Origin of the sequence: Xanthomonas rydalmerensis, assembly GCF_033170385.1 — a bacterium.
Lineage (GTDB): Bacteria > Pseudomonadota > Gammaproteobacteria > Xanthomonadales > Xanthomonadaceae > Xanthomonas_A > Xanthomonas_A rydalmerensis.
Genome location: NZ_CP126170.1, coordinates 3,567,584 through 3,581,228, shown reverse-complemented (window position 1 = coordinate 3,581,228; position 13,645 = coordinate 3,567,584). Strand labels below are relative to the sequence as shown.

Genomic DNA, 13,645 nt, shown 5'->3' with positions numbered 1-13,645 from the left:
CCACGATGGACTGGCGGACGCGTGGAGGCGAGACCGGACGCAGCCGCAAGTCCGCGGCGGCGTCTGGCGCGTTCGCAGCGCGGGCGACAGCTCAGACCGGGAGGTTCACCGTCGCCAGTTGCGCGTTGACCTGGAGGGTCGCGCCCTGCTTGAGGGCGCCGAAGTTCAGCGACACCTTCTTCTCGAACACCACGCACAGCGTCGATCCGCCGTAGCTGAAATAGCCGAGCTCCTCGCCCTTGCTGACGTGCTGGCCGTCGGCCACGGTCTGGGTCAGCGAGGAAATCTCGGTGATGCCGATCGGCATGACGAACACCGTGCCGATCCGCGCGTCGTCGGCGGTGATGGCGACGATGCCGCGGTTGTTGACGGCTGCGCCGTACACCTGCGAGGTCACGCCGGCATCTTTATCGAACGTGCTGTCCTCGTTTTCGCTGAACAGCAGTCCGTCCACGTTGCGATACGCCACTACGCCGTCGACCGGTGCGTGCCAGCGGTGGTAGTCGGCACCGCTCAGGAAGATTTGCACGACGGTGCCGCCGACGAAGCGCTGCAGCGTCGCCGGGTCGGGGTTGGCCAGCATGTCCTGCAAGGAGTAGGCCTTCTCCTTGATCCAGAACACCGCGGTCTGCTGCACGCCGGTGGCGATGCGGTAGACCGTCCCATCGTTCGGCGAGGTGACGATGCCGGGGTTGCCGACGCCGGCGATGGGGCGAACCTTGGACTGGATCTCGCGATGGAAGAACGCGTTGTAGGAGCCGAAGCCGCCGTACTCGGCGTCCCAGTCGATCACGAAGTCGGCGAGCTTGAATTCAGCGATGGCGGCCGTGCCGAGCCAACCGGTCACCGGGTCCGGATTCAGTACCGAGCAACTCGCCGGGCTGTCGAGATAGGCGGCCCAGGTCTCGAGGATGGCGCGGAGGCCTTCGTTGAAGGCGTCGAGACGGAACAGCGCCTTGCCGGCCGGGGTCGCCATCATGTCGACGAACAACGCCGACATGGGAAACAGCACGCGCTTGTTCGGGTTGGCGTTGTACTCGGGCGCGGTGGTGCAGATCAGGTCCAGTTGCGCCAGCATGTCGTCGATGGAGGTGATGTTTGGCGGTTGCTGGACGATCTGGGCGATGGCCTCGGTCGCGTACATCCGCACGATCGGGTCGGTCGCGATCAGGTCGGCCAGGTGTTGCACGGCATCGTGCGCATAACCGGGTGCCGTGCCGTCGCGGTGTCGCAGGGCGCGTTCGCGAAACGCGGCATGCCAGTGCCGCAGGCCGCTGCGATCTTCCGGCAAGTAGCCGGCGAGCCAGCCGAAGCTGTTCCGGTAGTGCGTGTCGAGCGCACTTTCGTTCATGTCAGTCATGTGCGGTGTCCTTGTCGCGGTGGATGAAAGCGCTGGGGAGGTGCAAAGCCGGCGGTGCGGGCGTGTTGAGCGGTGTCAGCGTCACCAGGCTCGATGCCTGCGCATCGGGCAGCCACAGCGCGAGCAGGGCCAACACCTCGCCCGTATCGCGGCCGGTGCGCCGCGCGGCCGCCTGGGCGCAGGCCTGCAGTGGACGTCGTCCGCGCACGGCATGGCGCAACGCGAAGAACTGCCAATCGCTCAGCGCTGCGATGGTGGTGCGGAACCGATGGCGGCCAATGCACAGGAAGCTGGGTTGCGCGGGTTCCGGCACCGAGGTCGCGGTGCCGGACAGCCAATCGCGAAACGCGGCGCATGGATAGGACAGCATGGCCAAGCGGGTGGTCGCTGGCACGCCGATGCGGCAGGGCCAGCCGAGCGCGAGCGCAGAGGCGTCGACGGCTGGCGCCTGCGCTGCGGCTTCCAGGCCCTCGGCACGGCTGGCCTCGGCCAGGGTGCGCTCCAGCCACGCCAGTTGCACGGGGAAGCGATCACGCGCCTGGCCCTGGCGGCGCTGGGAAGCGCGCAGGAAGGCGGGAAATCCCGCACCCAGCGTATGCAGCGATGGCGCACGCGGCGGGCGCGCGCTGAGGTAGGCACGGGCGAAGAAGCCGAACAGGTCGTCGCCGAGCAGGCGGCACAGTGCCGGGAATTCGGCACGCAGCGCCTCGATCAGGCGTTGCCAATAGCCGTTGGCGTAGATCGCCAGTCGCGCCTGCGGATCGACCCCCTCCGGCAACGTCAGCAGCCTGGCGGCATCCAATCCGTGCAGGTCGCCGGCGTAGCGGAGGCCAGCCGCGAGTCCGCCAGGATGCGTGGTGGCGCTCAGCATCCAGCGCTGCACGTGGGCGAGCGCTGCCGGCGCCGTTCCGATGACGGCGGCGTCAGGCATCGGCAGGTTCCCTTGGTGCGTAGTGCAACGGCGTGGACACGGCGTGCTCGGCGCAGACGGGATCGGCCATGGCCGGCATCGTGCCGGCCATGACGGCGCGTGCCTTGTCCAGTTCTTCCAGCAGGCCGTCGTAGTCCGGCAGCCTGGCGTCCCATTCCAGCAGGGTGGACACGCCGCCGGTGAGTTGCTGCGCGAGCGCATACAGTTCCCAGACGCGGCCAGGCACCGGTTGGTCGTGGGTGTCGATCAGGCAATCGCCGTGGCGGGTGGGGCCGGCCAGGTGCAGTTGCACCACGTGATCGGCGGGCAGGGCGCGCAGGTAGCGCTCGGGATCGAAGCGATGGTTGTGCGCGCTCACGTAGACGTTGTTGACGTCGAGCAGAATGCCGCAGTCGGTGGCATCGGCCAGGCCGCCGAGGAACTCCCATTCGGGCATGGTCGAGGTCTGGAACTGCACGTAGCTGGAGGGGTTCTCCAGCACCAGCGGCCTGCCCAGGATGTCCTGGACCTGCAGCACGCGATCGCGCACATGCGCGAAGGATTCCGCATTGAACGGCAACGGCAGCAGATCGTGCGCATTGTGCGAGCCGAGTCCGGTCCAGCACAGATGGTCCGAGATCCATGCCGCGTCGACGTCGCGCGCCAGGCGCTTGAGCTTGCCGAGATAGTCGTGATCCAGCGGTGCGTCCGATCCGATCGAAAGACAGACCCCATGCATGACGATGGGCGTCTGCTTGGCGAGCGCGTTCAACATCGCGCGCTGGTAGCCGGCGTCCTCGATGTAGTTTTCGGAGATGATCTCGAACCAGTCCACACGCGCTCCCCCGGCCAGAATGGCCGGGAGATGCTGCGGGCGCAGGCCGACGCCGAAGCCCAGGTTCGGCAGGCCCAGACGCGGTGGTGCGGCATTTGGCGCTGCCTGCTGCGGCCGCGCGCGCGTCGGGTCTGCCATGTCCGCCATCGCCTTGCCTCCTCAGGTCGAGGGCGGCAGGGCGACGCGCAGGTCGGTGGGCTTTGGCTGGTCGCCCACCGGCAGTTTGCGCTCGGTCATCACCTTCTTGTATGCATCCCACGCGATGTCGTAGACCGCATCGCCGACGGCGAACGCCTGCGTCGTCAAGGGCGTCGGGGTGTTGTCCGGGGCGGTGAAGTCGAAGACCTGCATGGTGCCGGCAGCCGGATAGAGTTGCGATGCCGAGATCGGCACGGCACAACCGCCGAAGCCGCCGCACTTGTTGTTGGCTGGCGCGCTGTACAGCGTGGGCGCGCCGCAGGTTCCGCCGACCTGTTCGCCCGCTGCGGCCTTGGCCGCCGCCTGTGCCGCCGCCGCGACGCGCTGACCGCAACCGCCGCCGATGGCCTGCGAGCAATTGCCGCCGCCGTCCACCGATTGCACGAATCCGCAGCCGCCCTGGGTGGCGCAGTGGTTGGAACCCTTGCAGCTGTGATAGATCGCCGGCGCCGCGCAGTCGCCGCCGGATCCATCGAGGGCGAGTCCCTGGCAGGCGTGCAGCAGTGTGCTTGTCGCCTGCGTGCTGCTGGTCACCTTCTGCAAGGTGGGCGCGCTGCCGTAGATCGCCCAGTACAGGCCCAGGCGATCGCCGGAGCCGACCATCGACGGATACGGGAACTGGACATCGGTGGCGCCCCACGACGTGCTCAACACCGTGGTGATGCCGGCGAGCGCGCCTTGCGCGACGTTGTCCAGCGCGGTGGGATCGACCTTTTTCAGATTGTTGAGTGCGGTGGCCACGTCGTCGGGCTTGGGGATGTTGCTTGGCGCGGTGGTGGGATCGAAATCGGAGGTGGTCAGCATCGCGCCCGTCCAGACGTTGCTCGAAATCGCATGCCATTGGCTCCAGGTCTGCACCTGTCCGACCAGTCCCAGCAGGTTCTCGAAACGCTGGTGGTGGTCCAGGGCGCCATTGGTCGCGCGTGCGTCGGCATCCGTGGAGGTGGCCGATGCGCCGGTGTCGGTATAGGAGGGGTGGTTGTTGGCCATCGCCTCCTTGTCCGGCTGGAACGTCGGAACCACGCTGTTGATCTCGGCCAGGGACATGCCAATCTCCAGCGCACGCGCGTGCAGCATGTTCAGGAACTCGCGGGTGGTCGATGCGTCGATGCCGCCTTCGCCCTGGTCGCAGATGGCGGCCATCATGGTGATCGCCTGCATGCCGGCGGTCACCGCGGCCTTGGCGGTGATCTGCGTCGGCATCAGCGGATACTCCTTTTCCGCGGACTTGGCCGTGCTGTTGAACAGGTCCCACTGCCTGACGGGTCCGACGAACAGTTTCTCCCACAGCAGCTGTCCGTCCTCGTACTTGATGGTCATGTACCGGTAAAGGCTGTAGTACATCCATCCGATCGTCCCGAACAGCGGCAGGTCGGTTTCCTTGCTTTGTGCCGTCCAGTCCGCGAACGGGACCTGGGGGAAATACGCATTACCTGGGTTGGACTTGATCCTGGCGAGTGCGGCCGCGTGGTCTTCCTCGATGAGGGTGAACAACGTGACCTGGTCTTCACTCAGTTCGGATAGCTGCACGGTCAGGTTGCTGCCGACCGAGGGATCTTTCAGGTCGCGCAGATCGATCACGTGCGGAATGACGGTCTGCGTGGGGCCGTAGCAGATCCAGTTGTAGTTGGCGTCCTGCAGCAGCGGGCTGTTGAAATTGGGCTGCCCGCCAACGGCGTTGCAGATGTTGGCCGCCATCTGCAGGTGCAGCATCTCGTCGATGAAGACCGAGAACAGCAGGTTGTAGGCGCGCTGTGGTGCAGTCGCGGGCGAGGTGTCGTCGGCAGGCACCACGACGCCGGTCGCCATGCCCGGCCAGACGCGGCCCTTGTAGTAGGAAATGCCGCTGGCGTTGATCGCGTGCGTGCCCTGGATCGACTTCATCGTGCACATGTACAGCGGGATGGTGAAGAGCTCCACGTTGACCGCGGCCTGCACCAGAGCCTTCAGCGCTGCGGTGTCGGCGGCCAGTTCGCTCAGTGGCTGTCCGGTGATCTGAATGGGCTGCTTGGGGATGATGCCGCGGACGGCAGGGGCTTGCGATGCGCTCATGAAACCTTCTCCGTGGTGGGCCTGGCGTTGGGCTGGGTGATGAGCAGGCGCGAGCAACTGCACCTGCGTGTTCCACGTGGTGGTGCGGGTGAGGCGTTGAGTCGGTACGGATGCTGGGTGCGCGAAGCGGTGTCGCGCGAAAAGTGGCTACGATGCGAGTCGGTGGTGTCGGCATGCCCCCGCATGCCCGCCGTGTGATGCGAGATATAGGCGTCGGCGCAAAGTGCGTCAATTGATCTGCGACACTTGTCTCAAAGTGTCTACTTGATGAGACGCCCGCAGCGTTGTTTCAGAGTTGGTGACGCGACGATGCTGAAGGTATGACGGTGAGATGTCGCGGGACGCGCCTGCGCATGCCACGCATTGCGGTGACGGCGCGGTGGCCATCGCGCCATGGACAAGCGCGGGCGTGATGCTGGGCGCATTGACGCCATCCAGCCGGAAGCCGCACGTGCCTCGATTGGCAATGATCAAGGTTGGGGCGCAGAAGACCGGCAATGATGCCGCCGCCGAAGTGCAGCTGCCCTGTGTCCATCGCCGCACCCTCGCAGCAGCGAAGGCGCCCAGCGCTTACGCCACGAACGGACGCGATCGCGCGCGTTCCACAGGCAACGCCAACCGCGCCGATGCCAACCCGGGCGCCGTGGCTTCCACTGTCAGCGTGCCCGCCGTGCGCGTGGTCTGCAGCAAGGCCATGCACAGGCCGTTGAAGGCGTGGCGATGGTCGGCCTTGTCGCTCTCGTGGCTGGACGGGTCGCCGTTGCCCACGCCGATCAGGCGGCCGGGGCCGCGGACGGCGAAGCGCACGGCGTCGCTGGCGGTGGGTACGACGCGGCCCTGCGCGTCGACGATTTCCACCGCGACCACGGCCACGTCCTCGGCGTCGGCCAGCAGGGTGGTGCGCTCGCAGCGCAGGCGCACCGCGGCCGGAGCGCCGACGGTCTCGCGCAGTTGCGTCAGCACCTGCTTGCCGCCGCGGTAGCCGCGCGCTTCGATGCGACCGGGGGCGTAGCGCACGCGCCACTCGACGTGACCGTAGGCCGGCACCTGTTGCAGGCCCTGGCTGACGCCGTTGACCAACAGTTCCACCGCGTCCAGGTTGCTGTGGCACCACACGTCGACCATGCCGTTGTCGCGCTCGTCCAGCAGGCCATCCCAGTTCCAGTGCGGGAACAGGTGCAGCACCGGCTCGGCGGTCCACTGCGCGCGGTAGTACCAGTAGTTGTCCTTGGGAAAGCCGCAGCTGTCGAGGATGCCGAACTGCGAGGCCACGTTCGGCCAGCGGTTGTACGGGGTCGGTTCGCCGCGGTAGTCGAAGCCGGTCCAGACGAAGCCGCCGGCGATGTACGGGCGCTGCGCGACATAGCTCCACCAGGCTTCGGCGCTGCTGGCCCACCAGGGGTAGTCGAGGTCGTAGGCGCGGGCGTAGCCGCGCACGTCGTCGGTGCGGTAGTTGCCGCGCACGCCGACGGTGCTGCCGGTTTCGCTGCCGTAGACCGGGATCTGCGGATGGCGCGCATGGAAGGCGTCCATCTGCGTGGTGCGGTAGTTGAAGCCGACCACGTCCACGACCTGGCCGACGCAGTCGTCGAAGCCCTTGTCCATGGCGAAGGTGGTGGGCCGGGTCGGGTCCAGGCGCCGCACCAGGCGCTGCATGCGCGCGACGATGCGCGCACCGCGCGCGGTGACCATCTGCGGTTCTTCGTTGCCCAGCGACCACAGCATCACGCAGGGATGGTTGCGGCCGCGCCGCACCATCGCGGTCAGTTCGGTCATGGCCTCCTCGTCGGAGGACATGCGCCGGGTCTCGTCGATCAGCAGCAGGCCCAGCCGATCGCACAGCTCCAGCACCGCGGGCGAGGCCGGGTTGTGTGCGCTGCGGTAGGCATTGCAGCCCATCGACTTGAGCTGGCGCAGGCGCCATTCGTGCAGGCGGTCGGGGATGGCGGTGCCGACGCCGGCATGGTCCTGGTGGTTGTTGGTGCCGTGCAGCTTGTAGACGGCGCCGTTGAGCAGCAGGCCGCGCTGCGGATCGAACTGCAGGCGGCGCACGCCGAAATGCGTGGTGGTGGCGTCGCAGGTGCGGCCATCGCCGAGCAGGCGCGTGGACAGGGTGTAGCGCTGCGGGGTTTCCGGCGACCACGGCGCGGGTGTGCCCAGGTCCAGGGTCTGCTGCACGCGCTGCACCACGCCCGGTTCGACCGTAATCGGCGCCGAGCTGGCCTGGGCGACGATGCGCCCGTCGGGGGCGCGGATCACCGACACCACGCTGCACTGGCGCGGTGTCGCGCCGTTGTTGCCGAGTTCGGTTTCCACCATTGCTTGTGCGTCGCCGCCGTCCCAGGCGCTGCGCACGAAGACGCCATCCATCGGCACGTGCAGCGCGTCGGTGGTGCGCAGCCAGACGTGGCGGTAGATGCCGGCGCCTTCGTAGAACCAGCCTTCGCCGAGGGTGGCGTCCACGCGTACGGCGATGATGTTCCTGGCGCCGTAGTCGAGCACGTCGCTGAGGTCGACCTCGAAGCCGCAGTAGCCGCTGCCGTTGCGGCCGACGATGTGGCCGTTGCAGAACACGATGCAATCGCGGAACACGCCGTCGAATTCCAGGCTGATGCGCTTGCCCAGGTCCTCGGTCGGAATCTCCAGCACGCGCCGGTACCAGCCGATGCTGGTCTGCGGATCGGTGCGGCCCAGCGGCTTGTAGCCATGCGCGGCGGCCGGGTCTTCGCCATTGACCAGGGTGGAGGTCGGGTCCTTCCGTGGCGGCAGCGTGACTGCCCAGTCGTGCGGCAGGTCGATGCGCTCCCAGTCGCTGTCGTCGAAGCCGAGCAGGGCGGCATCGGCGGTGTCCTTGCCGGCCTTGGCGTAGGTGCGCTGGAAGGTGCCGAAGTTGAAGTCGCGCGCCGGATCGTCGGCGTGGCCGAGATGGAAACGCCAGCCGGTATCGCACAGCAGGCGCCGGCGCGGCGCGTCGTCGTCCAGGTCCAGCCACAGCGGTGACGCGGCGCTACCGCTGGCGGGCGTGGCGGCCAGCGCGGCCGGCGCCAGCGCCGCGGCCGCGCCGGGCACTGCCACCTGCACGCCGCCGGCGACCAGCGAGCGCAGGAGGTCGCGGCGGCTCAGTTCGATCATGGCCGCGCGTCCTGCGCCGGCGCGTCGGCCTTGCTCGCTGCCGTGGCCGGAGCCGGCCGGTAGGCGTGCTGCATGAAGCCGATGCCGGGCAGCAGTTCGTTGCCGTGGCGGAAATCGAAGAAACTGGCGTTCTCCCACGAGGAGCCGACGCCCCAGCGGGTCTTGCACTGGTTGCTGGTCCACGCCGGCTCCCAGTACACGACGCCGCTGCCGCCGTTGTCGACCACCAGTTGGGTGAGGTCGACCAGGTACTTCAGCTGGCCCTGCGGCGTGGCCGGGTAGCCCGGAATCAGCGAGTCCGCGCCGAGCAGGTTGGGCGAGGGATCGCCGCTCTCCAGCGTCCATGGATAGGCGGTCTCCACCACCATCACTTCGGCCGGATAGCGCTGGCGCAGGCGCTTGATGGTGGCGCCGAGCTGGTCCATGGTCTCGCGCGACCACTTGCGGTAGTAGCTGATGCCGATGAAGTCGAAGTCGCGCACGCCGGCCTTGGCCGCGTCGGCGAACCACGGCTCCACGTTCTCCGGCTGGGCGATATGCAGCATCACCTTCGGTTTGATCGTCGAGCGCGCGCCGGCGTCGCGCACTGCCTTGATGCCGGCGTTGAACAGCTTGGCGTTGCGGGTCCAGTCGATCGGCCGGCGCTTGTCCCAGGGCTGGCTGTCCATCAGGTCCGAATTGCTCTCGTTGCCCACCTGCACCAGTTCCGGCATCAGCCCTGCGCGGTCCAGCGCGCTCAGCGTGTCATAGGTGAAGCCGTACAGCGTGCGCGCCAGTTCGTCCTGGTCGGTGATCGAGGCCCAGGCCTTGGGGATCAATTGCTTGTCGCCGTCTGCCCAGTCGTCGGAGTAGTGGAAGTCCAGCAGCACCTGCATGCCCTGCGCACGCGCGCGACGGATGGTCTTCTTGACGTCGCTCAGGTCGCTGTAGCGGGTCCAGCGCGCATCGTTCCACAGGCGCACGCGCACCAGGTTGGCGCCGTGCGCGTGGAACAGCTCGAACGGGTCGCGCACCGTACCCTGCTCGCGGTACTGCACGCCGCAATCCTCCATCTCGTTGACGTAGGACAGGTCGGCGCCCAGGTACAGCGGGCCGGCGCCGGCCATGGGCGCGGCGAGGGCGGCGGCCATGGCCAGCGCGAGCGCCGGCAGCCAGGTGCGTTTGGATCGCATGCGGGTCTCCACCGGCTCAGAACGTGTAGGTCGCTTCCAGGGCGAAGCGGCGCCCGAACAACTGGTAGCCGCCATCGTCCTGGTTGGCGAGCCGGTTGCGCTTGTTGTCGCTGTAGGCGCGCAGTGGTTCGTTGGTCAGGTTGCCGACCTGGAACTTGAAGCCCAGGTGCTCGCTGTAGCGCCAGGCCAGGCTCAGGTCCACCGTGCCTTCGCTCTCCAGTCGCGCCAGCCGCGCCGCGTTCCAGCCGTACACCACGGTGTAGGGGCTGTGGTACTTGTAGCCGATCCGCGCTTCGAAACTGCCGTTGTTGTACCAGAAGTCCAGCGTGCCGGTGTTGCGCGCCAGGCCGCTGAGCGGCAGCGGATTGTCCGCCGGCGAGAACTCGTGCAGGTTGGACTCCACGTACGAGTAGTTCGAGTAGATGCCGAAGTTCTCCATGTGCGGGATGAAGAAGAACGGGGTCTGGAAGGTCAGCTCGGCGCCGTTGATGTAGCCGCCGCCACCGTTGAACGGCCCGCTGATCAGGTAGTCGCGGCCGTCGATGGTCTCGTGCTGGGTCTTGTAGCCGATGCTCGAATCCACCCATTTGCGGTACAGCGCCAGCGCCGCCAGCGCTTCCTTGTGGAAGTACCACTCGTAGGACAGGTCGAGCTGGGTGGCGCGGAACGGGTTGAGCTGCGGGTTGCCGCCGCTGCCGGTGAGCTGGCCGACGGTGGTGTTGGGATCGTCGAGCGCGCGTCCGGTACGCAGTTCGTCCAGCGGCGGCCGCGCCATCACCTTGGCCACCGATACGCGCAGGATGCGCTCGGGGTCGATCAGGAAGTTGACCGTGGCGCTGGGCAGCACGTCGGTGTAGGTCTTGCCGGCGCTGCTCGGCTGCACCACGCCGCCGACGGTGTCGTAGCCGTTGCTGTCGGTGTCGGTGTGGACCACGCGTACGCCGGCATTGCCGGTGACGTCCACGCCGAACCACTGCGCACTGAACACCGCCTTGGCGAAGGCCTCGCGCACGTTCTCCTCGACGTTCCAGTGGTCCAGGCGCTGTTCGGCGGCCAGGCCGGGATCGAAGCCGCCGAAGCCGAGCTTGGCGATCGCGTCCAGGTCGCCGCCGGTCAGCGTCGGCACGTTCAGATCCGGCATCGTTACCGGGTAGATCAGGTTCTGGTAGGCGGAGATCGGCTGGTCGTAGCCGGACTGGAAGCTGGTGAAATGGCGGTTCTGCTTCTCGCGGCGTGCGGCGCGCGCGCCGAACTCCAGCGCGGTGATCGGCGAATCCTCGATCGCGCGGCTGGCGCTCAGTGCCAGCGCGGCGATGCGGTCGCGCAGCGCCTGCGGTTCGGTCTGGCCGCTGATGCCCCATTCCGGCGCATCGGAGCTGGTGCTGATGGTGGGGGTGACGCCATGGCGGAAGTCGAACGATACCGTGTCCGGGTTGCTGCCGAAGCGCACCGCGCGCCAGTCGTTGTCGCGCTTGGCCTGCGAGAACGACAGGTCGCTGCCCAGCGTCCACACGTCGCCGCGCCACTTGGCGTTGAGGCCGCCGGCCGCCAGCGTCTTGACCTCGTTGTAGTTGGCGATGACGTGGTCCACCTGCAGCCTGGAATTGGCCAGGGTGCCGGCGACCACGTCGCCGTCGACGATGGTGTAGGACGAGCCGGGCGTGGTGTACGGGTTGCTGGTCGAATAGATGCTGTAGCCGAGGTTGTTGAACCAGTTCTGGCGCTGGTCCTCGTCGATGCGGATGCGCGAGTACAGCCCGTCGAGCTTGAGTTCCAGGTTGCCCGAGCGCCACTGCACGGTGCCCATCGCGCCGGTGCGGGTCTGCTCGGTCAGCTTGAGCTGGTCGGCCGCGCCCCAGGGCGTGTAGTCGACCTTGCCGTCGCCATCGACGTCGCGCGCGCTGCTGGCGTCGGTGTAACCCCAGGTGCCGATCGAGACGCCGGCGTTCTTCTGCTTCTGGTAGGTGGCGCCGAGCGCGACCGCCAGGTTGTCGTTGATGCGGTGGATCCAGCTCGCGCCCAGGCGCTGGCCCCACGGCGAGTAGTCGCGTGCGTCCTTGGCCTCGTCGTAGTAGACCGGGCCGGCGGTGGCGACGAAGGTCGGGCCGGTGTGATCGAGCGGGTTGATGGTGGAGATGTCCACGGTGGCGGCGATGCCGCCGGCGATCAGGTCCGCCGAAGGGGTCTTGTAGACCTTGACGGTGGAGACGATCTCGGTGGGGAATACCTCCCAGCGCACCGCGCGGTTGGGTTCGGAGGAGGCGATCTCGCGGCCGTTGACCGTACCCATGGTCATGCGCGGGCCGAGGCCGCGCACCGTGGCCAGACTTTCGTTGCCGCGGTCGCGGGTGCCGTTGACGCCGGGCAGGCGCACCAGCGCCTCGGCCACGGTGACGTTGGGCATCTGCCCCATGTTGTCGGCCGAGATCACCTCGACCACGTGGTCGTCGAGCTGCTTGGCCTGCACCGCCTGTTCCAGGCTGGCGCGCTGGCCGACCACCATCACGTTGTCCAGGGTGACCGGTTGCTGGCCGTTCTTGGCGTCGGGCGTGGAGGGCGGCGTGGCCGCGGCCGCCGGATCGGCGGTGGCGCTCTGCGCGTGCGCGGCGATGTTGCCGGACAGCGCCAAGATGATGGCCGCGCCCAGCAGGGTGCGGGCGGCAGGGCGATGCGCGCGCCGGCCGACCGGGCGACGGAGCTGTTCCAAAGGCATTTTTGTTCCCTCCCAGGACAAAAAGTGACCGAGCAAGTTGGCATGGGCCGGAAGGGTCCGGTCCTGGGGGCATCGACAGGACGGCGTGCGTGACTGCAGGCTGTCCTGGTCGTTGTCCTCGATGGCGTGTCTGTCGGCGCGGCAGGGCGGGCGTGGCATGTCCTGCGGCGGCGCCGGGGACATCCCCGTTCCGCTGCCTTGGCGCGCGAGAGACCGGGAGCGAGGATAGAAGCGCAAGGCATTCCATTCCAATGAAGCATTTGCCGAGGGCTATCTCGTTTTGGAATGGATGTCGCGCGCCGCGGCGCGTCACCCGGTCTGCGCTGTGCTCAGGCCGTGGCGGATGGGGTCTGCAAGCCGAGCAGGGCGGCCGCCGCCGCGCCCAGGCTGCGTTCGCGGTGGTGCAGCGCATGGAAGGTGCGTTCGCTCAGCGTCACGGCGAGGCGCTGCAGGCGGCCGCTCTCCAGCCAAGGCGCCGCGGCCAGCTCCGAGATCGCCGCCAGGCTGTGCCCGGCCTGCACCGCCGACAGCACCGCTTCGTTGGAGGGCAGGGACAGCGCCACGCGCAGGCGGTCCGGGGCGATGCCGGCGGTGCGCAGCGCCGCCTCGAACGCCGAACGGGTGCCCGAGCCGGGCTCGCGCATGATCCAGGTGCTGTCCGCGACCAGCCGTGCCAGCCCGGGGCGGCGGCGCCCGGCCAGCGGGTGGTCCGGCGCGGCCACCACGCTCAGCCGGTCGTGGTCCAGCGGCGAACTCCGCAGTTCCGCGGCCTGCACGCGCCCCTCGACGAAGCCCAGTTCCGCGCGCCCCTCGCGTACCGCACGCGCCACGCTGTCGGTGTTGCCCACGCTCAGGCGGATCTCGATCTGCGGATAGCGCGCGTGGAACGCCATCAGCCGGGTTGGCAACCAGTAGCTGGCCACGGTCTGGCTGGCGTGCAGGTCGAGCGTGCCGCGCAGCACGCCGCGCCATTCGCTCAGCGCCAGCTCGGCGGCGCGGCTGCGCGCCAGGATCGCCTTGGCGTCCTCGCAGAACGCCGCCCCGGCCGCGGTCAGCACCAGGCCGCGGCCGACCCGGTCGAACAGCGCCACCCCGTACCGATGCTCCAGCGCCTTGATCGCGGCGCTGGCGGCCGAGGGCGTGCGATGCGCGGCCTGTGCGCCCAGGGTCAGGTGCTGGCGCTCGGCCACCGCCACGAACAGCGCGAGTTGTTCCAGGGTCATGCGAGGACCGTTCGGATGGATCGAATGAAGTGTGCGTCATTATGCGATGG

Annotated in this window: 8 protein-coding genes; all 8 read right to left on the bottom strand. The window is 68.2% G+C overall.

From position 1 onward, the window contains the following. Window positions 1-91 precede the first annotated feature (91 nt). Window positions 92-1,360: a phosphatidylserine decarboxylase family protein gene (locus QN245_RS14995; protein ID WP_317843552.1), complete on the bottom strand. Its 1,269-nt coding sequence runs from the start codon at window positions 1,358-1,360 to the stop codon at window positions 92-94. Continuing rightward, window positions 1,353-2,291: an HvfC/BufC family peptide modification chaperone gene (locus QN245_RS14990; protein ID WP_317843551.1), complete on the bottom strand. Its 939-nt coding sequence runs from the start codon at window positions 2,289-2,291 to the stop codon at window positions 1,353-1,355. The genes QN245_RS14995 and QN245_RS14990 overlap by 8 nt, the downstream gene beginning before the upstream one ends. Further along, window positions 2,284-3,243: an MNIO family bufferin maturase gene (gene bufB / locus QN245_RS14985; RefSeq protein ID WP_317843550.1), complete on the bottom strand. Its 960-nt coding sequence runs from the start codon at window positions 3,241-3,243 to the stop codon at window positions 2,284-2,286. Before bufB ends, QN245_RS14990 begins: the two co-directional genes overlap by 8 nt. Window positions 3,244-3,264: 21 nt before the next feature. Further along, complete coding sequence (locus QN245_RS14980) at window positions 3,265-5,355, bottom strand: ferritin-like domain-containing protein (RefSeq protein WP_317843549.1); 2,091 nt, start codon at window positions 5,353-5,355, stop codon at window positions 3,265-3,267. 570 nt (window positions 5,356-5,925) lie between these two features. Continuing rightward, window positions 5,926-8,487: a beta-galactosidase GalA gene (gene galA / locus QN245_RS14975; RefSeq protein WP_317843548.1), complete on the bottom strand. Its 2,562-nt coding sequence runs from the start codon at window positions 8,485-8,487 to the stop codon at window positions 5,926-5,928. Beyond that, window positions 8,484-9,659 (bottom strand): glycoside hydrolase family 53 protein, encoded by a 1,176-nt coding sequence (locus tag QN245_RS14970; RefSeq protein ID WP_184449100.1) that lies wholly within the window; start codon window positions 9,657-9,659, stop codon window positions 8,484-8,486. The genes galA and QN245_RS14970 overlap by 4 nt, the downstream gene beginning before the upstream one ends. A 16-nt stretch (window positions 9,660-9,675) precedes the next feature. After that, entirely contained in the window at window positions 9,676-12,372 is a 2,697-nt protein-coding gene (locus QN245_RS14965; protein WP_317843547.1) for a TonB-dependent receptor, read from the bottom strand. 329 nt (window positions 12,373-12,701) lie between these two features. Then, a complete protein-coding gene (locus QN245_RS14960) occupies window positions 12,702-13,595 on the bottom strand; it encodes a LysR family transcriptional regulator (RefSeq protein ID WP_167087393.1) in 894 nt (297 codons plus the stop codon). Window positions 13,596-13,645: the final 50 nt, after the last annotated feature.

Excerpts from the sequence above, each read along its gene's own strand:
- QN245_RS14995 (WP_317843552.1), bottom strand. The coding sequence starts at position 1,360 with ATGACTGACATGAACGAAAGTGCGCTCGACACGCACTACCGGAACAGC.
- QN245_RS14990 (WP_317843551.1), bottom strand. The coding sequence starts at position 2,291 with ATGCCTGACGCCGCCGTCATCGGAACGGCGCCGGCAGCGCTCGCCCAC.
- bufB (WP_317843550.1), bottom strand. The coding sequence starts at position 3,243 with ATGGCAGACCCGACGCGCGCGCGGCCGCAGCAGGCAGCGCCAAATGCC.
- QN245_RS14980 (WP_317843549.1), bottom strand. The coding sequence starts at position 5,355 with ATGAGCGCATCGCAAGCCCCTGCCGTCCGCGGCATCATCCCCAAGCAG.
- galA (WP_317843548.1), bottom strand. The coding sequence starts at position 8,487 with ATGATCGAACTGAGCCGCCGCGACCTCCTGCGCTCGCTGGTCGCCGGC.
- QN245_RS14970 (WP_184449100.1), bottom strand. The coding sequence starts at position 9,659 with ATGCGATCCAAACGCACCTGGCTGCCGGCGCTCGCGCTGGCCATGGCC.
- QN245_RS14965 (WP_317843547.1), bottom strand. The coding sequence starts at position 12,372 with ATGCCTTTGGAACAGCTCCGTCGCCCGGTCGGCCGGCGCGCGCATCGC.
- QN245_RS14960 (WP_167087393.1), bottom strand. The coding sequence starts at position 13,595 with ATGACCCTGGAACAACTCGCGCTGTTCGTGGCGGTGGCCGAGCGCCAG.